Source organism: Rathayibacter sp. AY1D1, assembly GCF_002932635.1.
Classification (GTDB): Bacteria; Actinomycetota; Actinomycetes; order Actinomycetales; family Microbacteriaceae; genus Rathayibacter.
The window spans coordinates 120,025-142,085 of the sequence record NZ_PSVY01000003.1 but is presented as its reverse complement, the minus strand read 5'-3'; the positions used below and the strand labels follow the sequence as shown (position 1 = coordinate 142,085).

Here is a 22,061-nt window from a genome sequence, read left to right as displayed (position 1 = left end):
GTCGTTCGCCTGCCGGGCTCTCACCCGGATCAGCCCTCAAGGGTACCCGACGCGGCCCGGGGTTCCACCCGCGGTTCCTGCCGAGGCACGGAGGGCCCCGCCTGCCGCGGGAAGCGGTGGCGGGGCCCTCGGCGTGTCGGGTCTAGGCGCCCAGCCGGGCGAGCGCCTCGGCGACCGGGAGCTGCTCGCGCTCGCCGGACCGGCGGTCCCACAGCTCGACGATCCCGTCGGCCGCTCCTCGGCCTGCGATGACGATCACGGGCACCCCGATCAGCTCGGCGTCGCCGAACTTGACGCCGGGCGAGACCTTCGGGCGGTCGTCGATCAGCACGTCGCGGCCGGCGGCCTCGAGGGAGACGCCGATCGACTCGGCGAGCTCGAGAGCCGCCGCGTCCTTGCCGGTCGCGATGACGTGCACGTCGAACGGCGCGACGTTCGCGGGCCAGAGCAGTCCTCGGTCGTCGTGGGTGGCCTCGGCGATGATGGCGAGGATGCGGGTCACGCCGATGCCGTAGGAGCCCATCGTGACGGTGACGAGCTTCCCGTTCTCGTCGAGCACCTTCAGCCCGAGGACGTCGGCGTACTTGCGGCCGAGCTGGAAGACGTGGCCGATCTCCATGCCGCGGGCGGTCTCGATCGGGCCCGAGCCGTCGGGCGCCTCGTCGCCGGTGCGGACGTCCGCGACCTCGACGGTGGCGTCGCCGTGGAAGTCGCGGCCGGCGACCAGGTCGAGGACGTGCTGCCCGGAGACGTTGGCCCCGGTGATCCAGGCGGTGCCGTCGACCACGCGCGGGTCGAGCAGGTAGCGGACGCCGGTCGCCGACTCCTCGCCCAGGACGGCTCCCTCGGCCGACCAGGGTCCGATGTAGCCCTTGACCAGTCCGGGGTGCTTCGCGAAGTCCTCCGCCGTGGCGGCCTCGACCTCGGCCGGGGCGAACGCCACTTCGGCGCGCTTGAGGTCGACGTCGCGGTCGCCGGGCAGGCCGACGATCACGAGCTCGCGGGTGCCGTCGAGCGCGGTGAGCGCGAGGACGACGTTCTTCAGGGTGTCGGCGGCGGTCCAGGCGCGGCCGTCGGGGCGGGGCTGCGTCGCGTTCGCCAGGTCGACCAGGGTCTGGATGGTCGGGGTGTCGGGCGAGTCGAAGACGCGCGCCTCGGGCAGGCCCTCGACGGGCAGCACCGCGGGGACGGGCGTGCGGTACGCCTCGACGTTCGCCGCGTACCCTCCCGCCGACCGGACGAAGGTGTCCTCGCCGACGGGGGTGGGGTGCAGGAACTCCTCGCTCCGGGAGCCGCCCATCGCTCCGGCGTCGGCCTGCACGATCACGTACTCCAGGCCCAGACGGGCGAAGATCCGCTCGTAGGCGTCGCGCTGGCGCTGGTAGCTCGCGTCGAGGCCGGCGTCGGTGTAGTCGAAGGAGTACGCGTCCTTCATCGTGAACTCGCGGCCGCGCAGGAGGCCCGCGCGGGGCCGCGCCTCGTCCCGGTACTTGTCCTGGATCTGATAGATCGACAGGGGCAGGTCCTTGTAGGAGGAGTAGAGGTCCTTCACGAGCAGCGTGAAGAACTCCTCGTGCGTGGGAGCCAGCATGTAGTCGGCGTCCTTGCGGTCCTTCAGGCGGAACACGCCGTCGCCGTACTCGGTCCAGCGGCCCGAGAGCTCGTAGGGCTCGCGGGGCAGGAGCGCGGGGAAGTGCACCTCCTGGGCGCCGGCGGCCTCCATCTCCTCGTGGATGATCCGCTCGATGCGGCGCTTGACGCGCAGTCCCAGCGGCAGCCAGGCGAAGACGCCGGGCGCCTGACGGCGGATGTAGCCCGCGCGGACGAGGAGGCGGTGGCCCGCGACCTCGGCGTCGGCGGGATCCTCCCGGAGCGTGCGGACGAACAGATGCGAGAGACGGGTGACCACGAGGGACGATCCTATCCGCTGCGCTCCCCCGGCTCGCGAGGGCGCCGGGAGCCTCAGTCGGGGATCCGCGAGAAGACGACCGCTCCGCCCGTGCCGTCCAGCAGCACGTCGTCGGGGGTGCCGCCGATCGTCATCGGGCCGGAGAGGAGCGCCCGGAGCCGGATGGCCTCGGGGCTCGGCGTGTCGGAGCAGGTGTCGGATCCGGTCACCTCGTCGCCGGGGATCAGCACGCCGTCGTCGATCCGGTAGGCGGCGCTGACCACGAGGCAGCCCGTGCCGACGACCAGGGTCGGCGCACCCCCGATGCTCTCGGAGCGGAGGCGGACGCGGGCGTCCTCGACCCAGGCCGTGTACGGGGTCTCCCCCTCGGCCGCGGTCAGCACCCAGCGGTCGCAGCCGAAGGGGTCCTGCGGGCTGCGGCTGTCGATGCACTCGCCGGCCTCGGAGGACGGGCCGCTGCGGAGCGCGGCGACACCGGAGGCGAGGAGCGCGGCGGCGACGACCACGAGCGCGAGGCGCAGTGCGGGGCGGACCACGTCGATCCGCCCCGCGCCGTCAATTCGCGCCGACGGTGACGACCGGGGCTCCGGTCGAGGTGTCGTCGGCCGGCATCTCGGCGGCCAGGCGGTTGGCCTCCTCGATGAGGGTCTGGACGATCTCGGCCTCGGGGACGGTCTTGATGACCTCGCCCTTGACGAAGATCTGGCCCTTGCCGTTGCCGGAGGCGACGCCCAGGTCGGCCTCGCGGGCCTCGCCGGGTCCGTTGACGACGCAGCCCATGACGGCGACGCGCAGCGGGACGCTCATGCCCTCGAGGCCGGCGGTGACGTCGTTGGCGAGCGTGTAGACGTCGACCTGCGCGCGGCCGCAGCTGGGGCAGGAGACGATCTCGAGCTTGCGCTCGCGGAGGTTCAGCGACTGGAGGATCTGCAGGCCGACCTTGACCTCCTGCGCGGGCGGGGCCGAGAGGGACACACGGATGGTGTCGCCGATGCCCTCGCCGAGGAGGATGCCGAAGGCGGTGGCGGACTTGATGGTCCCCTGGAACTCGGGGCCGGCCTCGGTGACGCCGAGGTGGAGGGGCCAGTCGCCGCGCTCGGCGAGCTGGCGGTAGGCCTTCACCATGACGACGGGGTCGTTGTGCTTGACCGAGATCTTGAAGTCGTGGAAGTCGTGCTCCTCGAAGAGGCTGGCCTCCCAGACGGCGCTCTCGACGAGGGCCTCGGGGGTGGGCTTGCCGTACTTCTGCAGGATGCTCGGCTCGAGCGAGCCGGCGTTGACGCCGATGCGGATCGAGACGCCGGCGGCCTTCGCGGCGGCGGCGATCTTGCCGACCTGGTCGTCGAACTTGCGGATGTTGCCGGGGTTCACGCGGACCGCGGCACAGCCGGCGTCGATCGCGGCGTAGACGTAGTTGGGCTGGAAGTGGATGTCGGCGATGACCGGGATCTGGCTCTTCTTGGCGATGATCGGCAGCGCCTCCGCGTCGTCGCGGCTCGGCACCGCGACGCGGACGATGTCGCAGCCGGACGCGGTGAGCTCGGCGATCTGCTGGAGGGTCGCGTTGATGTTCGTCGTCGGTGTGGTGCACATCGACTGGACGCTGACCTGCGCGTCACCGCCCACGAGCACCTTGCCCACCTTGATCTGGCGGGACTTGCGGCGGGGGGCGAGGGTCATGGGGACCTTGGGAAGACCCAGATTCACTGCTGGCACGCGCCCCATCGTACGCGCGCCGCGCTACCCCTCGTCCGCTCGCCGCACCTTCCCAGCCGCCGCCCCTCCTGCGCGCCTCGGAACCCGTCCACCGCACCTGCTCTCAGCCCGAGACCGCACGACGATCCGCGGTCGCCTCGCTCCCGAGCCGAACCGCCGATCCCGTCCCAGCGATTCACCTCAGACGGTCGCAGCCCCGAGGCGAACGGGTGAATCGCATCCCAGCGTTTCGCCCCAGCCGTCCGCACCCCGCTCCACCCACGCCCCCACCCCGAGAAGCCGACCGCGCCACGCCGGGCGAGGCCCGGCGTGGAATCCAACTCAGAACAGCGTGATCGGCTTGACGATGTCGGCGTAGATGAGGAGGGCGCTCATGCCGCCGAGGACGAGGACGACGACGTAGGTGAGCGGGAGCAGGCGGGCGATGTCGACGGGGCCGGGGTCGCGGCGTCCGAAGAGCTTGGCGATCCGGCGGCGCAGGCCCTCCCAGAGGGCACCGGCGATGTGGCCGCCGTCCATGGGGAGCAGCGGCACCAGGTTGAAGACGAGGAGGGCGACGTTGAGCGAGGCGAGGACGCCGACCATCGTCTGCACCTTCGACACGACGGGGAGCTGGTCGGAGGCGGCGATCTCGCCCGCGATCCGGCCCACTCCGACGACGCTGATCGGGCCGTTGGCGTCGCGCGCCTCCGAGCCGAACGCCGCCTGGGCGACGTCGATGAGGCGCTGCGGCAGGTTGAGGATCACATGGGCGACGCTGGTGATGTTCGACCAGACCGTCTCGGGCACCGCGGTGACCGGCTGCTGCGCGAGGGCCGACGTGGGCGAGATGCCGATGAAGCCGACCGTCTGCGTCTCGATCGCACCGGAGGCGTCGGTGACGGGGGCGCCGTTCGCGTCGGTCACCGCGACCTCGTTCTCGGCGGGGGTGATCGTGAGGGTCAGCGGGGCGCCGTCGCGCTGGACGGACACGCTGAGCGGGACGCCCGCGGAGCGCTGGATGATCGGGGTCAGGTCGTTCCAGGTGCTCACCGGAGTGCCGTCGATCGCCGTGATCGTGTCGCCCGGCAGCAGGCCGACCGCGGCTCCGGGTGCCAGCGGGTCGTCGGCGGTGCAGGTCGCGGTCGCGCGCTGCGACTCCGGGACCACGCACTGCGAGACCGCGGCGAGGGTGCTGGTGCTCTGCGGGATCCCGATGCCGCAGAGGAGGACGGTGAAGAGGACCGTGGCGATCACGAGGTTCATGAAGGGGCCGCCGGCCATGACGACCACGCGCTTCCACACGGGGAGCCGGTAGAACGCGCGATGGTCCTCGCCGTCGCCGATCGTCTCCGCGCTGGCGGCACGGGCCTCGTCGATCATCGTGGCGTAGGCGCCGCGCCGGGGCTCCTCGAGCTGGGCCTCGGAGGACGCCAGGCCGTTGAAGAAGCCTGTGCTCGACTCCGTGGGCCGGTCCCCCGGGTGCTTCGGCGGGTACATGCCGATCATGGCGATGTAGCCGCCGAGCGGGATCGCCTTGACGCCGTACTCCGTCTCGCCGCGTCGCCGGGAGAAGAGGGTCGGCCCGAACCCGATCATGTACTGCGTGACCTTGACCCCGAACAGCTTGGCGGGGAGGAGGTGCCCGACCTCGTGCAGGGCGATGGAGAGGGCGACGCCGACGGCGATGATGACGACGCCGAGGACGAAGAGCAGCACGGATTCCACCGACACACTGTAGGCCGGGCCCGCCCGTCCACGCTGGGGTGCGCCTGCACGGATCCGATGAACTCCGCGGCCGAGCGGATCAGCGGCGCGACGTCCGCCGACACGGATCCGCGGAGACGGAGCCCGTCCGGATGACCCCTGGTCAGACTCCGGCGATCCGCTCGTCCGCCGTGCGGCGCGCCCACTCCTCCGCCGCGGCCAGCGACTCGCGGGTCAGCGTGCCGTCGACGCTGTGCGCGTCGACCACCGCCTCCACCGTCTCGAGGATGTCGAGGTAGCCGATCCGCCCGGCGTGGAACGCCTGCACGGCCTGCTCGTTCGCCGCGTTGAACACGGCCGGGTAGGAGGCGCCCGCCTCCCCGACGCGCTTCGCGAGCCGGACCGAGGGGAACGCCTCCTCGTCCAGCGGCTCGAACGTCCAGGAGTGGGAGCGGGTCCAGTCGAGCGGGACGCCGACCCCGGCGACGCGGTGCGGCCAGTCGAGGCCGAGCGAGATCGGGAGCCGCATGTCCGGCGGCGAGGCCTGGGCGATCGTCGAGCCGTCGACGTACTCGACCATCGAGTGGATCACCGACTGCGGGTGCACGGTGACGTCGATCCGGTCGTAGGGGACGTCGAAGAGCAGGTGCGCCTCGATCACCTCGAGCCCCTTGTTGACCAGGGTGGAGGAGTTGGTCGTGACGACCAGGCCCATGTCCCAGGTCGGGTGCGCGAGCGCCTGCGCCGGGGTGACGTCGCGGAGGGAGGCGCGGTCGCGTCCCCGGAACGGCCCGCCGGACGCGGTCAGCACGAGGCGGCGGACCTCGCGGTGCTCGCCCGCGAGGAGGGCCTGGGCGATCGCGGAGTGCTCGGAGTCGACCGGCACGATCTGGCCGGGACCGGCGAGCGAGGTGACGAGCTCGCCGCCGACGATCAGCGACTCCTTGTTGGCGAGGGCGAGCGTCCTGCCCTCCTTGAGCGCCGCGAGCGTCGGGCCGAGCCCCACCGAGCCGGTGATCCCGTTCAGCACGACGTCCGCATCGACCGAGCGGATCAGCTGCTCGGCCTCCTCCGCGCCGAACGCCGTGTGCTCGACGCCGAACGCGGACGCCTGCTCGGCGACCGCCGCCCGGTTCGAGCCGGCGGCGAGGCCGACGACCTCGAACCGCTCGCGGTTCGCGCCGATGACGTCGAGAGCCTGCGTGCCGATGGACCCGGTCGAGCCGAGGATGATGACCCTGCGCATCCGCCCATCCTGGCACGGAGCGCCCAGCGCCTCCCGGTCAGCTGATGGCGAGGATGTCGACCACGAAGACGAGGGTGTCGGTCCCGCTGATCCCCGCGTTCTGGTTGCCCTGGTCGCCGTAGCCCTTCGACGGCGGGATGGTGACCAGCACCTGCGAGCCGACGGTCTGGCCGACCACGGCCTCCTTGAAGCCCTCGATCACGTCGCCGGTGCCGAAGGCGGCGGGAGCGGGCTTCCCCCAGCTCTGGTCGAACACCTCGCCGGTGCCCCAGACCACGCCCTGGTACTGCACGATCAGCTGGTCGCCGTCGGCCACGGTCGCGCCGCTCCCCTTCTTGAGGACGGCGAGCTGCAGGTCGGCGGGCGGGTCGGTCGAGGGGATGGTGACGGTGGGCGCCCCGTCCTCGGCGAGCGCCACCGTCGGCAGGCCGTCGACCGGGGGCTGCGGCTCGCCGTCGGCGGCGGTCGGCACGATCTGCTCGACGTCGATCACCATGACGATCGAGTCGGTCGCGGCGATGCCGAACTGGCTCTGCCCGGCGTCGCCGAACGCGTCGGCCGGGGGAACGACGGCGACGACGCGCGAGCCGACGGTCGCGCAGTTGACGGCCTTCACGAGGCCGGCGAGGTACTGGTCGGTGTCGACCTCGAAGGCCGCGCGGCCACCGGACGCGTAGCTGCTCGCCGAGAACTCGGCACCGCTCGTCCCGTTGTAGAGCGTGTAGTCGACCAGCACGGTGTCGCCCTCGGCGACCTCCTCGCCGGTGCCCTCGATCGCGACGGAGCGCTCGGTGGCGTCCACGCTGACCGGGCTGGGGAACACGGTGACCGGCTTGGTGGCGAAGTCGCCGCTGGTCTGCACCGCGGCGGTCGCCTCGCCCTCGGTCGCGCAGCCGAGCGGGGTGGCGGAGGCGGACGGCGCTGCATCCGGCTCCCCGGGGGTGCAGGCCGCCAGGCTCAGGGAGGCGCCGAGGACGGCGAGGATCGCGAGGGTTCTGCGCACAGGGGCACCTTTCGTGACCGGCGGCGGCCGGTGGACGTTCGGGGATCGCCTCCATCCTGCACGGCGCGCCTCGCAACGCGCTGGGTGCGGGTCCTCGAACGGTCCCAGGCCTACCATCGGGGCATGCGTGAATTCTCGGTCCCCCAGTCCCGAGAGCTCGTCACCGAGCTCCCCGGCCCGCGCTCCGTCGCCCTCCAGGAGCGCCGCGTCGCCAGCGTCTCCCGCGGCGCCGGGACGCTCGCGAACATCTACATGGACCACGCGTCGGGCGCGGTCCTGGTCGACGTCGACGGCAACCGCCTGATCGACCTCGGCTGCGGCATCGGAGTGACCACCATCGGCCACGCGCACCCCGCGGTCGCCGCGGCGGCCGCCGCGCAGGCCGAGAAGCTGACGCACACCCTCTTCACCGTCACTCCGTACGAGAACTACGTCCGGGTCGCCGAGAAGCTCGCCGGGATCACCCCCGGGGACTTCGAGAAGCACTCGATCCTGGTGAACTCCGGCGCGGAGGCGGTCGAGAACGCCGTCAAGATCGCGCGGAAGTTCACCGGCCGCCGCGCCATCGCGACGCTCGACCACGCCTTCCACGGCCGCACCAACCTCACGATGGCGATGACCTACCGCCCCTGGCCGGAGCGCGCGGGCATGGGCCCCTTCCCGGGAGAGATCTACAGCCTCCCGATCAGCTACCCGTTCCGCGACCCCGAGGGCATGACGGGCGAGGAGGCGGCCGAGCGCACCATCGACTACATCACCACCCACATCGGCGCGCAGGAGCTGGCCGCGCTCTTCGTCGAGCCGATCCAGGGCGACGGCGGCATCATCATCCCGGCGCCGGGCTACTTCCGCCGCCTGTCCGAGTTCTGCACCGAGAACGGCATCGTCTTCGTCGCGGACGAGATCCAGGCCGGCATCGCCCGCACCGGCACCTGGTACTCCATCGAGCACCACGGCGTGGTCCCGGACCTCATCACGACGGCCAAGGGCATCGCCGGCGGCTTCCCGCTCGCCGCCGTCACCGGCCGCGCCGAGATCATGGACGCCGTGCAGCCCGGCGGCATCGGCGGCACGTTCGGCGGCAACCCCGTCTCCACCGCCGCGGCGCTCGCGACGTTCGAGGCGATCGAGTCCGAGGGCCTGCTGGAGGAGGCGCAGCGGGTCGAGCGCCTGCTGCAGGCGCGGATCGGCGACTGGGCCGAGCGCTTCGCGGTCGTGGGCGAGGTCCGCGGCAAGGGCGCGATGTGGGGCGTCGAGCTCGTCCACCCGGGCACGAAGAAGCAGTACCCGGAGGCGCTCACCGCGATCCTGAAGCACGCCACCACGAACGGCGTGATCGTCCTCGACGCGGGCAGCTGGGACAGCGTGCTGCGGATCATGCCGAGCGTGGTCATCAGCGAGGAGCTCATCGACGACGCCGCGACGGTCATCGAGGAGGCGCTCGCCCAGTTCGGCTGATCCGCCGCATGACCGGAGCGGCATGGACGCCCCGGTAGCTTCGTCGGAATGCGGATCGACGACGACCACGAGAGGCCGACTCCCCCGGGGATCGGCCTCTCCGCGCGTCTGGCGCGCCTGTCCATCGGTGGCGTCGGCCGGCTGGTCTACCGGCCGATCGTGGAGGGGCGCGACAACGTCCCGGCCGAGGGACGCGTGATCCTGGCGGCCAACCACCTCTCGTTCATCGACTCCCCGGTGCTGACGCTGCTCGCCCCGCGGCCGGTGCAGTTCCTGGCCAAGTCGGACTACTTCACGGGGACCGGCGTGCGGGGCGCCCTCTCGCGCGCGTTCTTCACGAGCGTCGGAGCCGTCGCGGTCGAGCGCGGCGCCGGCCAGGCCGCTCAGGAGGCGCTGGACCTCGGCCGGGCGATCCTCGAGCGGGACGAGGCGTTCGCCGTCTACCCCGAGGGCACCCGCTCCCGCGACGGGCGCCTCTACAAGGGCCGCACCGGAGTGGCATGGCTCGCCCTCACCACGGGCGCGCCGGTGGTCCCCGTCGGCATGATCGGCACGCAGGAGCTCCAGCCGGTGGGCACGAGGGTGCCGCGCCTGCACCGGATCACGGTCCGCTTCGGGGCTCCGCTGGACCTCTCGCGGCACGGCTCCGCCGACTCCGGCCGCGCCCGACGCCACGCCACCGACGAGGTGATGGCGGCCGTCCACGCGCTCTCCGGGCAGGAGCTCGCCGGTGCGTACAACGAGTCGCCGCCGACGACCACGGTCGAGCGCATCCGCCGGGCGCTCCCGCACGAGCGCCGCTGAGCCTCAGCGCGCGGACGCCTCCGGCTCGTGGGCGACGGGGAAGTTCACGGAGTTGGCGATGAAGCAGAGCCGGGAGGCCTCGGCGTGCAGCGTCTGGGCGATCGCCACCATCGACTCCTCGGCGACAGTGACGCGGGGCCGGAGGGTCACCGAGGTGAAGCGGCCGCTCTCCCCCTCCTGCAGCATCGAGCCCACCGCGTCGTCCGTGTAGCCGGTGACGACGACTCCGTTCTTGACCGCCACGTGCAGGTAGGAGAGGAGGTGGCACTGCGCGAGCGCCGCGAGGAGCAGCTGCTCCGGGTTCCAGCGGTCGGCGTCGCCCCGGAAGGGCGTGTCGGCCGAGGCGAGGATGGGCGCCGGGCCCTCCGCCGTGACGGTCAGCTGGCGCCCGTACTCGCGGTAGCCGCTCGTGCCGGTGCCCCGGTCGCCCTCCCAGACGACGGACACCGCGTACTCGTGCTCGGACTTCATCGGGCTCCTCCTCGACGGCGGTGGATCAGGCCGGTCGCGCCGGTCTGGACCTCTGGACGCGGAACCCCCGCGGGTAGACTCCGAGGACCATGACAGACACGCTCGCCCCCCAGGTTCCCACGTCCGCAGTCCCCCAGGAGCGGCGCGTCGCGACCGAGATCCCCGGGCCGCGATCCCGGGCCCTGCACGAGCGCCGCCTCGCCGTCGTGCCCACCGGCGTCGGCACCGCGCTCCCCGTCTACATCGACCGCGCGCACGGCGCGATCCTGGTCGACGTCGACGGCAACAGCTTCATCGACCTCGGCGCCGGCATCGGCGTCACGACGATCGGGCACACCGACGACTCCGTCGTCGCGGCCGCCGCGGAGCAGCTCGCGCGCCTCACGCACACCCTCTTCACCGTCACTCCGTACGAGCCCTACATCCGCGTCGCGGAGCTGCTGGCCCAGCACACCCCCGGCGACTTCGCCAAGAAGACCGTCCTGGTCAACTCCGGTGCCGAGGCGGTCGAGAACGCCGTCAAGATCGCGCGCAAGCACACCGGCCGCCCGGGCGTCGCGGTGCTCGACCACGCGTACCACGGCCGCACGAACCTCACGATGGCCATGAACTTCAAGGCGCTGCCCTACGGCCTGGGCTTCGGCCCCTTCGCCAGCGACGTCCACCGCGCCCCGAGCTCGTACCCGTACCACGACGGCCTGTCGGGAGCCGAGGCCGCCCAGCGCGCGATCTCGTACCTCGAGAAGACCGTCGGCGCCTCCGCCCTGGCCTGCCTCGTCGCCGAGCCCATCCAGGGCGAGGGCGGCTTCATGGTCCCCGCCGACGGCTTCCTCCCGGCACTGCAGGAGTGGTGCACGGCCAACGGCATCGTCTTCGTCGCCGACGAGATCCAGTCGGGCATGGCCCGCACCGGCGCCTGGTTCGCCAGCGAGCACCTCGGCCTCGTCCCCGACCTCGTCCTCTCGGCCAAGGGCATCGCCGGCGGCCTGCCGCTCGCGGGTGTGACGGGCCGCGCCGAGATCATGGACTCGGCGCAGGCCGGCGGACTGGGCGGCACCTTCGGCGGGAACCCCGTCGCCGCCGCCGCCGCCGTCGCGGTCTTCGAGCGCATCGAGCGCGAGGGCCTCCTCGCCGAGGCCGACCGGATCGGCGCCCGCCTGGGCGCGGCGCTGCGAGGCCTGCAGGAGCGCTACGACATCATCGGCGACGTCCGCGGCATCGGCGCGATGATGGCGATGGAGCTCGTGCAGCCCGGCACCGCCGGCACCACGAAGGAGCCGAACGCCGTCGCGGTCCAGGCGATCATCGACTACGCCGCCCAGCACGGGGTCCTCGTGCTGAGCGCCGGCACCTACGGCAATGTGGTCCGCTTCCTGCCGAGCCTCGCCCTCACCGACGAGCTGCTCGACGACGCCGTGTCGGTCATCGCCGACGCGTTCGCCACCCTCTAGGCGCGATCCTCCGAAGGCCACCGCGGGCGCCGAGGCGCTCCCCGGTGGCCTTCGGCGTCTCCGGGAGCGCGGGACCGGGCGGCGCATCGGGCAGGATGGGGGGATGCCAGCAGGAACATTCACCGTCGCCGAGTCCGTCGAGCTGGCCGTCGTCGAGCGATCCGGGTTCGTCGAGTCGCGCCACGCCGGCTCCGCCGTCCTCCTCGACTCCGAGGGCCGCGTCGCCCGCAGCCTCGGCACCCCGACGGCTCCCGTCTTCCCCCGCTCCTGCCTCAAGCCGTTCCAGGCCCTCGCGGTGATGACCGCCGGAGTCGAGCTGAACGGCGCGGAGGCGGTCATCGCCACCGCGAGCCACGCCGGCATCCCCCAGCACGTGGCGCTGGTGCAGAACCTGCTCTTCCGCGCCGGCCTGGACCACACCGCCCTGCAGTGCCCGGCCGACTGGCCCGGCGACTCCGGGACCCGCGCTCAGCTGCTGCGGGCGGGCGCGACTCCGGACCCGCTCTACATGAACTGCTCGGGCAAGCACGCGGCGATGCTGCTGGCCTGCGTGCAGAACGGCTGGAGCACCGAGGACTACCTCGAGCGGACGCACCCGCTGCAGCAGCACATCGTCGACACGATCGAGCGCCTCACCGGCGAGCGCGTCGTGGCCTCGGGGATCGACGGCTGCGGAGCTCCCGTGCACGCCCTTCCTCTGACCGCGCTGGCGAAGGGCGTCTCGCGGATCGTGTCCTCCTCCCCCGCCTCACCGTTCGGCCTCTACCGCCAGGCCGGCGTCCTCACGGCCGCGATCCTCGAGAACGCGTGGGCGATCGACGGCCCGGGCCGGGACAACACCGTCGTGATCGAGCGCCTGGGCCTGGTCGCCAAGCTCGGCGCCGAGGGCGTGCTCGTGATGGCCTCGCCCGACGGCACCACCGTCGCCCTGAAGATCCTCGACGGGAGCCTCCGCGCCGCGACCGTGGTCGCACTGAAGCTCCTGGTCGAGGCGGACGCGGTGGACCGGACCGCGGCGAACGACGTGCTGGTGCGGCTGAACCCGGTCGTGTCGGGCGGCGGGCGCCCGGTCGGCGCGATCCGCGCCTCCTACGTCTGACCGCACGTCCCGGCACGCCCTGAGCTACTGCTCGCGCGCGAGGCGCTTCGCCCGGGCCGCCGCGGAGACCTGCGTGATCACCACCACGAGGATCGCGAGGACGAACACCGCCGATGCGATGACGTTCGCCTCCGCCGGGATGCCGCGCGCCGCCGCGATGTAGATGTACTTCGGGAACGTGGTGACCGATCCGGAGTTGAAGTTCGTGATGATGAAGTCGTCGAAGCTCAGCGCGAACGAGAGCAGCGCCGCGGCGAGGATGCCGGGCAGCAGCAGCGGGAAGGTGATCCGCCAGAAGACCTGGTTCGGCGACGCGTAGAGGTCGCGTCCCGCCTCCTCCAGCTTCGGGTCCAGGCTCGCCACCCGCGCCTTCACGGTGACCACGACGAAGCTGATGCAGAACATCGTGTGCGCCAGCACGATCGTGACCAGCCCCTTCTCGGCGCCCACGCTGAGGAACTGCGCGGCGAGGCCGGCTCCGAGCACCACCTCCGGAGTCGCCATGGGGAGGAACAGCAGCAGGCTGATCGCCGACCGGAACCGGAAGCGGAACCGCACGAGCGCGATGGCGATCATGGTGCCGAGCGCAGTGGCCAGCACGGTGGCGATCACACCGACCAGCAGGCTGTTCCCGAAGGCGGTCATCACCTCCTCGCTGGTCCAGGCCGACACCCACTTGTCGAGGGTGAACCCGCGCCAGGCGAGGTTGCTCTTCCCCGAGTCGTTGAAGGAGAAGACGAAGGTGTACCCGATAGGGATGAGCAGGAAGAGCAGCGCCAGCGCCGTGTAGACGCCGAGCCCGAGGCCCCGGAAGCGGCGGCGGCCCCGGATCGGGGCGGGGGGCGGCGCGCCGAGCGCCTCCTGGGCGCTCGCGAGCGGACGGTCGGCCGTCGCGGTCACAGGAGGTCCTCCGTTCCACTGCGCTTCACGTAGAAGCCGACGATGACCAGGATCACGGCCATCAGCACGATCGAGAGCGCGGCGGCCGCCGGGTAGTTCTCGAGCGTGAGGAAGTTCGCCTCGATCGCGTTGCCCACCATCGAGGTCTGCGACGAGCCGAGGAAGTCCCGGCTCGCGTTGATGTAGTCGCCCGCCGCGGGGATGAACGTCAGCAGCGTGCCCGAGACGATGCCCGGCATCGACAGGGGGACGGTCACGCTCCAGAACACGGAGGCGGGGTGCGCGTAGAGATCCGACCCGGCCTCCAGGAAGCGCACGTCGAGGCGCTCGAGCGTCGTGTACAGCGGCAGCGTCATGAACGGGATGAAGTTGTAGGTGATGCCGAAGATCACGGCGAGCGGCGTCCCCGTGAGGTGGCCGTCGCTCGGCAGGACCGCCACGGCCTTGAGCGCCTGCACGAGCGGGCTCTCGTCCGCGAGGATCTGCTTCCACGCCAGCGTCCGGAGCAGGAAGCTGATGAAGAAGGGCGCGATCACCAGCGTGAGGAGCAGGTTCTGCAGCAGCGGCCAGGGCCGCGCCTTCACTCCGATGAAGTAGGCCAGCGGGTAGCTGATCACCAGCGCGAGCACCGTCGCGATCAGCGCGTAGCCGAAGGAGCGGAGCACGTGCGGCCAGTAGTCGCCCATCACCACGAGGTAGTTCTGCCAGGCGAACCCGGGGGCGTACTCGCCGATGTCCCCGTCCGGCACCTCGGCCTGGAACGAGGTGAGCACGAGCGAGATCAGCGGTGCCAGGAAGAACAGCAGCATGTAGGCGATGCCCGGCAGCAGCAGGACCAGCGCGATCGTCGACCGCCGGCGGACCGGAGCGTCCTGAGGATCCGCCTGCCCCGTGGCGAAGGCGGCGAAGGCCATGCCTACGCTCCCCCGCTGCGACCGGCCAGGAGCCCCCGGCGCTGCACGGCGATGGCGCTGGTGGAGTCGTCCGCCTCGAAGCGCGGGACCGAGCCCGGTTCGTCCGCGAGTCCGAAGCCGTGCTCGGTGCTGAAGCCGACCCACACCTCCGCTCCCTCGCCGACGACCGGCCCGAAGACCATGTTCTGCGCGAAGACGACCACCGGGCCCAGGCCCGGCATCCGGATCGTGTACTGGGTGCTGACCCCGCTGAAGGAGACGTCGACCACGCGACCGGGCCCGAGCACGTTCCGGCCGGAGTCCGCCGGCGGCTCCTGCGTCAGCAGCAGGAGCTTCTCGGGGCGGACGCCGACCGTGATCTCCCCGCTCGTGCGGGCGCAGCGGGCGACGGGCACGACGATCCGGTGCCCGCCCGCGTCGACGGTGAGTGCGCGGTCGGTGCTGCCGACCACCTCGCCCGTGAAGAGGTTGGACTGGCCGAGGAAGTTCGCGACGAACGCGGTGCGCGGGAGCTCGTAGAGCTCCTCCGGCGCGCCCATCTGCTCGATCCTGCCCTTGTTCATCACCGCGACGGTGTCGGCCATCGTCATGGCCTCCTCCTGGTCGTGCGTGACGTGGAGGAAGGTGAGGCCCACCTCCTCCTGGATGGACTTGAGCTCCAGCTGCATCTGCCGGCGGAGCTTGAGATCGAGGGCGCCGAGCGGCTCGTCGAGCAGGAGCAGGGCGGGCCGGTTGACGAGGGCGCGCGCGAGGGCGACCCGCTGCTGCTGACCACCGGAGAGCTGCGCGGGGCGGCGCTGGGCGAGGTGGTCGAGCTCGACCAGACGGAGCGCCTCGTGCGCCTTGCCGACGGGGTCGGCGATCCTCCGCCGCTTCAGGCCGAAGGCGACGTTCTCGAGGATCGACATGTGCGGGAACAGCGCGTACGACTGGAACACGGTGTTGACGGGCCGCTGGTACGTCTTCGTCTCGGTGACGTCCCGCCCGCCGATGAGGATCCGGCCGGCGGAGGGCTCCTCGAGCCCGGCGACCAGGCGCAGCGTCGTCGTCTTGCCGCAGCCCGAGGGGCCCAGCAGGGCGAAGAAGGAGCCCGCCGGGATGGTGAGGTCCAGGGAGTCGATGGCCGTGAAGCCCGGGTACTGCTTGCTGATCCCGACCAGCTGGAGGTCGGCGCCGCTCTCGGCGAAGGTCCCGATCGCCATCAGATGCCCAGGAGCACCTTCTGGAACTCGGCCTGGTACTCCTTCTCCTCCGCGGCGGTCAGGGTCCGGAACACGTGCGCCTGCGCGAGCGTGTCCTCGTCGGGGAAGATCAGCTGGTTCTCGGCCAGCTCCGGATCGATGCTCTCCATGACGTCCTTCGCTCCATCCACGGGGGTGATGTAGTTGACCCAGGCGGCCACCTCGGCGGCGACCTCGGGCTCGTAGTAGTAGTTCATCAGGGCCTCGGCGTTGGCCTTGCGCTCGGAGCCCATCGGGACCACGAAGGTGTCGTTCCAGAGCGCGCCGCCCGAGTCGGGGAAGGCGAACTCCCACTTGTCGCCGGCCTCGGCGTTGATCAGGGTGATGTCGCCGGACCAGCAGATCGCCGCGAGGGTGTCCTCGTTCTGCAGGTCGTTGAGGTACGCGTTCCCCTTGATGTTGCGGATCTGTCCGGCGTCGACCTGCTCGCGGAAGACGTCGATCGCGTTCATGTACTCGTCGTCGCCCCAGGAGCCGGCGATGTCCGTCCCCTGAGCGAGCATGATGAGCCCGATCGTGTCGCGCATCTCGCTCAGCACGCCGACGCGGCCGCGGAGCGACGGATCCCACAGATCTTCGATGCTCGAGAGGCCCTTCGGCAGCTTCTCCCTGTTCCAGCAGATGCCCGAGAACCCCGCCTGGTACGGGAGGGAGAGCCGGCGGCCCGGATCGAAGTCGGGGTTCGCCAGCGAGGGGGTGAGGTTGGCGATGTTCGGGATGTTCGCGTGGTCGAGCTCCTGCACGTAGCCGCGGCGGACCAGGCGCGAGACCATCCACTCCGTCAGGCAGACCGTGTCGGCGCCGATGTACTGCCCGAGCGCGAGCTGATCCTTCACCTTGCCGTAGTACGAGTTGTTGTCGTCGACGGCGACGTTGTAGGTCACCGCGATGCCCGTCTGCTCCTCGAAGCCCTGGAGCGTGGGGTGGTTCCCGTCGTCGTCCTCGTCCATGTAGGCGGGCCAGTTGTCCCACACCAGGCGCGGGTCGCCGGCCGATCCGTCGGCGGCGGCGGTCGGAGCGGCACGGGTCTGCGGGGCGCAGGCGGCCAGGGCGAGGGCACCCGCTCCGAGGCCGATCCCGCCGAGGACCGCCCGACGCGAGAGGACCGCCCGGCGCTCGCGCTCGTGCGAGCGTGCCGCGGCGACGGCCCGGCGGAGGACGGGATCCCTCGGGAGGGGACGGGTCATGGGGGGGGCTCCTGACTGCGTCGGGGCTCGTGCCTCGAGGGCCGAACGTGGGGAAATACTGGCACAGCGCTCATCCGCCTGTCACGGCGAACGGAGGAGAACGCTCATCCGGAAACATGATCGTCACGAATTCCGCACCCGGAGGCCGTGTCGACCGCCGATTCGGTCCCCGGAGGCCGTGCCGTCAGCGGGTGAGGGGCGGGCGTCCCGAGCCGCCGGCGGATCCGTCGACGCGCTCGACCGCCATCTCGACCGAGGAGAGCAGGATCCGGCTGCCGAGCTTCGCGCGGTAGCGGCGGCCGGCCTCGAGCGGGAGCGGCGCCTGGGTCGGCGCGACCAGCACGGACCCGTTGGCCGACCAGCGGTCCCTGACCCAGAGCCCGCCCTCGTCGAAGCCGAACTCGAGGTGGGTCTTGGAGAGGGATCGCGACGGATCCGGGATCGCGAGGATGTGCCGGAACGTCTCGTTGGGGTCCGGGAGCGGCTGGCGTCCGATCAGGCCGTTGCCGGTCACGATCGCGTGCTGCCCGGTCGCGAAGCTGAGGCGCACGAGCCCCTGCGAGGGCGGCGCCATCGGTGCGCCGGGGGCGGGACGCCGGTGCCGGCCGGGGGCCAGGCCCGGCAGCCAGGCACGGCGGGACGGGTCGAGGACCGTCGTGTCGCCGGAGGACGAGGGGCGGGACGCACCCGTCGTGGCATGCGCCGCCACCGACGAACCGCACTCGCCGCAGAGGATCGCCCCGGGAGCGAGGTTGGAGCCACACGTGCTGCAGATCACCGAGAACGCCCTTCCGCTCACCATCGTACCCAGCGCCGGCGCGGGGAGCCTCGAGCCGGCCGAACCCGACGCGAACCGGCAGGCGCAGGACCGTCGTACGGCCGTTCGGCACGTGCGGGCGGTCCGGCGGCACCGCCGCCGCGGCCGTCCCGTGCCGGAGCGCTGCTCGTCAGACCGGTGCGCCGGCCTCCTCGTCGCCGGTGACCGCGAGGACGTCGACGACGATCACGGTGACGTTGTCGCGCCCGCCGTTGTCCAGCGCGGCGTCGACCAGGGCGTCGGCCGCCTCCTGAGCGGAGCCGGTGCCGGTGAGCAGGTGGCCGACGCCGGCATCGGTCAGCTCCTTCGTGAGTCCGTCCGAGCAGATCAGCAGACGCGATCCGGCGAGGACGGGCACGAGCCGGTAGTCGGGGACGGGCGCCTCGTGGAAGCCGACCGCGCGGGTGATCACGTTGCTGTGCGGATGCACGTCGGCCTCGTCGCGGGAGATCAGGCCCGCGTCGACCAGCTCCTGGACGATGGAGTGGTCCACGGTGAGCTGCACGAGGGTCCCGGCGACGCTCAGGTACACGCGCGAGTCGCCGATGTTGAAGACGGACCAGTAGGGCTCTCCCCCGACCACCGTGAGCGCGATCCCGGTGACCGTGGTCCCGGTGCCGACGTCGGCCGTGTGCGACTGCCGGGCGATGTCCCCGACCGCCTCCCGAAGCGCCCGGTCGATCTCCTCCGCTCCGACGGTCGCGCCGAGCGCCGCGGTGGACAGGCGCGACACGACCGCGTCGCTGGCGACCTCTCCTGCCGCGTGCCCGCCCATCCCGTCGGCGACAGCGAAGAGCGGGCTCTTGGCGAGGTAGCTGTCCTCGTTCGCGCTGCGCACGTGGCCGGTCTCGGTGCGCGCGGCCCAGCCGAGGGTGACTTCGGCCGAGGGTGCGTCGGAGCTCCAGGCGGAGACGGGGACGGTGACGGACGCGCGGCTGCGGCCGATCTGCGTCATCGCTGCTCCTCGCATCCCCGTGGCCCGCAGCCGTCCGGTCCGACGGCCCGTGACCGCCGGCTCCAGGGGTGCCCGGCCGCCTCCCGATGGTAGTCGCTGACGGCCCTCCGCCGAGCCGGCCGCCATCGCTGTCGCCCGATGTCCGTCGCGCAGACGGGACCACGCTCAGACCACCGGATCCGATGCCGGAGCGAGCTCCGACGTGCGGATCCACTTGCCCGGGCACTCGAGGACTGCCAGAATCGCCGCATGGCCCCGTCTCGCCCGCCCTCTCAGCGTCCTGTCCAGCTCGACGAGGTGTCGAAGGCGATCATCGAGCAGCTGCAGGCCGACGGTCGGCGCTCGTACGCCGAGATCGGCAAGGCCGTGGGCCTGAGCGAGGCGGCCGTCCGGCAGCGGGTGCAGAAGCTCACCGAGTCGGGCGTCATGCAGATCGTCGCGGTGACGGATCCGATGCAGCTCGGCTTCTACCGCCAGGCGATGATCGGTGTGCGCGTCACCGGCGACACCCGCGACGTCGCGGACCGGCTCGCCTCCATCCCCGCCGTCGACTACGTCGTGCTGACGGCCGGCTCCTTCGACATCCTCGCCGAGGTCGTGTGCGAGAACGACGACGATCTGATCGCCCTGCTCAACCAGGAGATCCGGTCGCTTCCCGGCGTGCTCTCGACCGAGACCTTCGTCTATCTGAAGCTCCACAAGCAGTTCTACAACTGGGGAACGCGGTAAAAGATGACCACCGAGACAGCCTTCTCGACCTCCGGCCTCGAGTCGGGCGATCCCGTCCGCGGGACCGACGCGCCTGGGGGGATCGACGACGCCTCCCTGCAGAAGAAGGCGAAGGACCACCTCTGGATGCACTTCACCCGTCAGTCGACTATGGACTCCGGCGCGGGCGTGCCGATCATCACGCGCGGCGAGGGACACCATATCTGGGACAGCACCGGGCGCAAGTACTTCGACGGCCTGTCCGGCCTGTTCGTCGTCAATGCGGGACACGGGCGGCGCCGACTGGCGGAGGCCGCGGCGAAGCAGGCGTCCGAGCTCTCCTTCTTCCCGCTCTGGTCCTACGCGACCCCCTCGGCGATCGAGCTGGCCGACCGGCTCGCCGACCACGCGCCGGGCGACCTCAACCGGGTCTTCTTCTCGACCGGCGGCGGCGAGGCGGTGGAGACGGCGTTCAAGCTCGCCAAGCACTACTGGAAGCTGCAGGGCAAGCCGGGCAAGCACAAGGTCGTCTCGCGCTCGGTCGCGTATCACGGCACTCCCCAGGGAGCGCTCGCGATCACGGGCATCCCCGGGATGAAGTCGATGTTCGAACCGCTCGTGCCGGGCGGCTTCCGTGTCCCCAACACCAACTTCTACCGGGCTCCCGAGCACGGCGACGACCTGGAGGCGTTCGGCCTGTGGGCGGCGAACCGCATCGAGGAGATGATCGAGTTCGAGGGGCCGGACACGGTGGCCGCCGTGTTCCTGGAACCCGTGCAGAACTCGGGCGGCTGCTTCCCGCCCCCTTCCGGGTACTTCCAGAGGGTCCGCGAGATCTGCGACAAGCACGACGTGCTGCTGGTGTCCGATGAGGTGATCTGCGCGTTCGGCCGTATCGGGCACATGTTCGCCTGCGACGAGTACGGCTACGTGCCGGACATGATCACCTGCGCGAAGGGGATGACCAGCGGCTACTCCCCCATCGGCGCGACGATCGTCAGCGATCGGATCTACGAGCCCTTCCGCCACGGTCAGGTCGTCTTCCCGCACGGCTACACCTTCGGCGGCCACCCCGTCTCGGCCGCGGTCGCGCTCGAGAACCTCGACATTTTCGAGGAGGAGGGCCTGAACGAGCGCGTGCGCGAGAACTCGCCCGTCTTCCGGTCCACGCTCGAGAAGCTGCTCGACCTGCCGATCGTCGGCGACGTCCGGGGCGACGGCTACTTCTTCGGCATCGAGCTGGTGAAGGACAAGGCGACGAAGGAGACGTTCGACGAGGACGAGTCGGAGCGGCTGCTGCGCGGATTCCTCTCGAAGGGGCTCTTCGACGCGGGGCTGTACTGCCGGGCGGACGACCGAGGCGATCCCGTCGTGCAGCTCGCACCGCCGCTCACCATCGGCCCGCGCGAGTTCGACGAGATCGAGCAGATCCTCCGGAGCGTTCTCACCGAGGCCTGGTCGCGGCTCTAGCGACCTCACGCGGCGCGCTCCCGCCGATCGGCGGCGAGTGCGGCCGCGACCCGGCGCGCACCTGCGTGGTGCGGATCGAGAGCGACGGCCTCGTCGGCGAGCCGTCCGGCCTCGTCGGCACGGCCCTCACCGGCCAGGATCCGCGCGAGGAGGACGAGCACTCCGGCTCGCTCGCTCGCGGGTGCGACGACGGCGGCACGGCGGAGCAGCGGGGCGAGCGCTCCCGCCGCGCAGGGGTCACCGCTCCGCGCCGACCGCAGCACGCGGTCCGCACCGCGGCTGCGCTGCACGGCCACGACGAGCGCAGCCAGGCCCGCAGGCCGGACCTCGGGATCGGGACCGGTGAGAGCTCGCCGGACGAGGTCGTCGACGCCGTGCAACAGCACGTCGGGCAGTTCGGCCCGCGGGTGGCGGTCGAGGAGACGGTCGACCGCGGCGGCCACCGCTCGCGGGTCGTCCCGGTCGCCGGCCTCGAGCCCGTCGTCGCGGCCGGACGACGGGAGCACGGCGACGCGGAGGGCGAGGCCGGGGAGCCGGCGCGCACGCTCCTCGAGGGCGGCGACGAGTCCCTCGCACGACTCCGGACCCGCCTCGCCGGGATGCACCAGCGCGAGTGCTCGCTGCACCCGCCCGAACCGGCCGAGCGCACCGAGGCTGGCCCGCGCGATCAGGGACGGATCCGCCCCCGACAGCTCGAAGCGGAGCGAGCCGCTCGGCGCGCCGGCCCGGAACGGGACGAGCACGAGGCTCGCCTCGGCCGCACCCCGCCGGGACCCGTGAGCGGCGTGGAACAGGGCGGCGTCGTCGGGTGAGGCCGGGACACGCGAAGCGGGAGCGGGGTGGAGGAAGATCGCTGAGGAGGTCATGCTGCGATCCTGCCGACCCTCGCACCCGCCGGGAGCGACGGCCCTCGGGATCATCGGAAGGATCTCGAGATCGCCGCCTGTGGAGGGAGAGGTCCCATCGACACCGAATCGCCAGCGCACGGATGGCGCCCTCCGGCCCCCAGGAATCCCTCCACAGGGA

The 22,061-nt window shown here is 71.8% G+C and carries 20 protein-coding genes; 6 read left to right on the top strand and 14 right to left on the bottom strand.

What is annotated here, in order from left to right; translation table 11 throughout:
- Positions 1–142: 142 nt before the first annotated feature.
- From C5C56_RS03620 to C5C56_RS03595, 6 genes are all read right to left on the bottom strand, one after another.
- Positions 143–1,909 (bottom strand): proline--tRNA ligase, encoded by a 1,767-nt coding sequence (locus C5C56_RS03620; protein ID WP_104319120.1) that lies wholly within the window; start codon positions 1,907–1,909, stop codon positions 143–145.
- 53 nt (positions 1,910–1,962) lie between these two features.
- Positions 1,963–2,445 (bottom strand): hypothetical protein, encoded by a 483-nt coding sequence (locus tag C5C56_RS03615; protein WP_104268491.1) that lies wholly within the window; start codon positions 2,443–2,445, stop codon positions 1,963–1,965.
- Positions 2,446–2,464: 19 nt separating this feature from the next.
- Positions 2,465–3,625, bottom strand: a complete 1,161-nt coding sequence (ispG, locus tag C5C56_RS03610; RefSeq protein WP_173244694.1) for a flavodoxin-dependent (E)-4-hydroxy-3-methylbut-2-enyl-diphosphate synthase — start codon at positions 3,623–3,625, stop codon at positions 2,465–2,467.
- A gap of 321 nt (positions 3,626–3,946) precedes the next feature.
- Positions 3,947–5,332 carry an RIP metalloprotease gene (locus C5C56_RS03605; RefSeq protein ID WP_258065558.1) on the bottom strand — a complete coding sequence of 462 codons (1,386 nt, stop codon included), beginning with the start codon at positions 5,330–5,332 and terminating at the stop codon, positions 3,947–3,949.
- 142 nt (positions 5,333–5,474) lie between these two features.
- Positions 5,475–6,557, bottom strand: coding sequence for a 1-deoxy-D-xylulose-5-phosphate reductoisomerase (dxr, locus tag C5C56_RS03600; protein WP_104319118.1), 1,083 nt, complete (start codon positions 6,555–6,557; stop codon positions 5,475–5,477).
- 37 nt (positions 6,558–6,594) lie between these two features.
- Positions 6,595–7,560 (bottom strand): FKBP-type peptidyl-prolyl cis-trans isomerase, encoded by a 966-nt coding sequence (locus C5C56_RS03595; protein ID WP_159939270.1) that lies wholly within the window; start codon positions 7,558–7,560, stop codon positions 6,595–6,597.
- Between the two features lie 123 nt (positions 7,561–7,683).
- Here C5C56_RS03595 and C5C56_RS03590 point away from each other — a divergent pair, with 123 nt between their 5' ends.
- Together C5C56_RS03590 and C5C56_RS03585 are read left to right on the top strand one after the other, a co-directional pair.
- Complete coding sequence (locus tag C5C56_RS03590; protein WP_104319117.1) at positions 7,684–9,018, top strand: aminotransferase class III-fold pyridoxal phosphate-dependent enzyme; 1,335 nt, start codon at positions 7,684–7,686, stop codon at positions 9,016–9,018.
- A gap of 48 nt (positions 9,019–9,066) precedes the next feature.
- Entirely contained in the window at positions 9,067–9,822 is a 756-nt protein-coding gene (locus tag C5C56_RS03585; RefSeq protein WP_104223042.1) for a 1-acyl-sn-glycerol-3-phosphate acyltransferase, read from the top strand.
- A gap of 3 nt (positions 9,823–9,825) precedes the next feature.
- On the opposite strand, the gene C5C56_RS03580 is transcribed toward C5C56_RS03585, so the two are convergent.
- Positions 9,826–10,293: an OsmC family protein gene (locus C5C56_RS03580; RefSeq protein ID WP_104223041.1), complete on the bottom strand. Its 468-nt coding sequence runs from the start codon at positions 10,291–10,293 to the stop codon at positions 9,826–9,828.
- A gap of 89 nt (positions 10,294–10,382) precedes the next feature.
- Between C5C56_RS03580 and gabT the strand changes: the two genes are divergently transcribed.
- Both gabT and C5C56_RS03570 read left to right on the top strand, forming a co-directional pair.
- Positions 10,383–11,744 (top strand): 4-aminobutyrate--2-oxoglutarate transaminase, encoded by a 1,362-nt coding sequence (gabT, locus tag C5C56_RS03575; RefSeq protein ID WP_104223040.1) that lies wholly within the window; start codon positions 10,383–10,385, stop codon positions 11,742–11,744.
- Between the two features lie 103 nt (positions 11,745–11,847).
- The gene (locus C5C56_RS03570; RefSeq protein WP_104223039.1) at positions 11,848–12,843 is read left to right on the top strand and encodes an asparaginase; all 996 of its coding nucleotides are present in this window, start codon (positions 11,848–11,850) and stop codon (positions 12,841–12,843) included.
- A 24-nt stretch (positions 12,844–12,867) separates the two neighbouring features.
- Here C5C56_RS03570 and C5C56_RS03565 read toward each other — a convergent pair whose 3' ends face one another.
- The 6 genes from C5C56_RS03565 to C5C56_RS03540 all read right to left on the bottom strand — a co-directional run bounded on the left by C5C56_RS03565 (position 12,868) and on the right by C5C56_RS03540 (position 18,857).
- Positions 12,868–13,674: an ABC transporter permease gene (locus C5C56_RS03565; RefSeq protein ID WP_181027101.1), complete on the bottom strand. Its 807-nt coding sequence runs from the start codon at positions 13,672–13,674 to the stop codon at positions 12,868–12,870.
- A 65-nt stretch (positions 13,675–13,739) separates the two neighbouring features.
- On the bottom strand, positions 13,740–14,657 hold the full coding sequence (locus tag C5C56_RS03560) for an ABC transporter permease (protein WP_104246578.1): 918 nt from the start codon (positions 14,655–14,657) through the stop codon (positions 13,740–13,742).
- Positions 14,658–14,659: 2 nt separating this feature from the next.
- Positions 14,660–15,859, bottom strand: a complete 1,200-nt coding sequence (locus C5C56_RS03555) for an ABC transporter ATP-binding protein (RefSeq protein WP_104223036.1) — start codon at positions 15,857–15,859, stop codon at positions 14,660–14,662.
- Entirely contained in the window at positions 15,859–17,085 is a 1,227-nt protein-coding gene (locus C5C56_RS03550; RefSeq protein ID WP_104223035.1) for a PotD/PotF family extracellular solute-binding protein, read from the bottom strand. Before C5C56_RS03550 ends, C5C56_RS03555 begins: the two co-directional genes overlap by 1 nt.
- Positions 17,086–17,269: 184 nt before the next feature.
- A complete protein-coding gene (locus C5C56_RS03545; protein WP_104223034.1) occupies positions 17,270–17,794 on the bottom strand; it encodes a hypothetical protein in 525 nt (174 codons plus the stop codon).
- A 238-nt stretch (positions 17,795–18,032) separates the two neighbouring features.
- Positions 18,033–18,857 carry a PP2C family serine/threonine-protein phosphatase gene (locus C5C56_RS03540; protein WP_104272666.1) on the bottom strand — a complete coding sequence of 275 codons (825 nt, stop codon included), beginning with the start codon at positions 18,855–18,857 and terminating at the stop codon, positions 18,033–18,035.
- A gap of 249 nt (positions 18,858–19,106) precedes the next feature.
- On the opposite strand from C5C56_RS03540, the gene C5C56_RS03535 reads away from it, so the two are divergent.
- On the top strand, positions 19,107–19,586 hold the full coding sequence (locus C5C56_RS03535; RefSeq protein ID WP_104223032.1) for an Lrp/AsnC family transcriptional regulator: 480 nt from the start codon (positions 19,107–19,109) through the stop codon (positions 19,584–19,586).
- A gap of 3 nt (positions 19,587–19,589) precedes the next feature.
- The gene (locus C5C56_RS03530; protein ID WP_104319116.1) at positions 19,590–21,035 is read left to right on the top strand and encodes an aspartate aminotransferase family protein; all 1,446 of its coding nucleotides are present in this window, start codon (positions 19,590–19,592) and stop codon (positions 21,033–21,035) included.
- A gap of 5 nt (positions 21,036–21,040) precedes the next feature.
- On the opposite strand, the gene C5C56_RS03525 is transcribed toward C5C56_RS03530, so the two are convergent.
- A complete protein-coding gene (locus tag C5C56_RS03525; protein ID WP_104319115.1) occupies positions 21,041–21,901 on the bottom strand; it encodes a hypothetical protein in 861 nt (286 codons plus the stop codon).
- Positions 21,902–22,061: the final 160 nt, after the last annotated feature.

Bases quoted from the DNA above. Each gene is read 5' to 3' on its own strand.
- C5C56_RS03555 (WP_104223036.1), bottom strand. From the start codon at position 15,859: ATGGCGATCGGGACCTTCGCCGAGAGCGGCGCCGACCTCCAGCTGGTC.
- C5C56_RS03535 (WP_104223032.1), top strand. From the start codon at position 19,107: ATGGCCCCGTCTCGCCCGCCCTCTCAGCGTCCTGTCCAGCTCGACGAG.
- C5C56_RS03570 (WP_104223039.1), top strand. From the start codon at position 11,848: ATGCCAGCAGGAACATTCACCGTCGCCGAGTCCGTCGAGCTGGCCGTC.
- C5C56_RS03550 (WP_104223035.1), bottom strand. From the start codon at position 17,085: ATGACCCGTCCCCTCCCGAGGGATCCCGTCCTCCGCCGGGCCGTCGCC.
- C5C56_RS03525 (WP_104319115.1), bottom strand. From the start codon at position 21,901: ATGACCTCCTCAGCGATCTTCCTCCACCCCGCTCCCGCTTCGCGTGTC.
- dxr (WP_104319118.1), bottom strand. From the start codon at position 6,557: ATGCGCAGGGTCATCATCCTCGGCTCGACCGGGTCCATCGGCACGCAG.
- C5C56_RS03530 (WP_104319116.1), top strand. From the start codon at position 19,590: ATGACCACCGAGACAGCCTTCTCGACCTCCGGCCTCGAGTCGGGCGAT.
- C5C56_RS03585 (WP_104223042.1), top strand. From the start codon at position 9,067: ATGCGGATCGACGACGACCACGAGAGGCCGACTCCCCCGGGGATCGGC.
- C5C56_RS03560 (WP_104246578.1), bottom strand. From the start codon at position 14,657: ATGGCCTTCGCCGCCTTCGCCACGGGGCAGGCGGATCCTCAGGACGCT.
- C5C56_RS03590 (WP_104319117.1), top strand. From the start codon at position 7,684: ATGCGTGAATTCTCGGTCCCCCAGTCCCGAGAGCTCGTCACCGAGCTC.
- C5C56_RS03580 (WP_104223041.1), bottom strand. From the start codon at position 10,293: ATGAAGTCCGAGCACGAGTACGCGGTGTCCGTCGTCTGGGAGGGCGAC.
- C5C56_RS03540 (WP_104272666.1), bottom strand. From the start codon at position 18,857: ATGACGCAGATCGGCCGCAGCCGCGCGTCCGTCACCGTCCCCGTCTCC.
- gabT (WP_104223040.1), top strand. From the start codon at position 10,383: ATGACAGACACGCTCGCCCCCCAGGTTCCCACGTCCGCAGTCCCCCAG.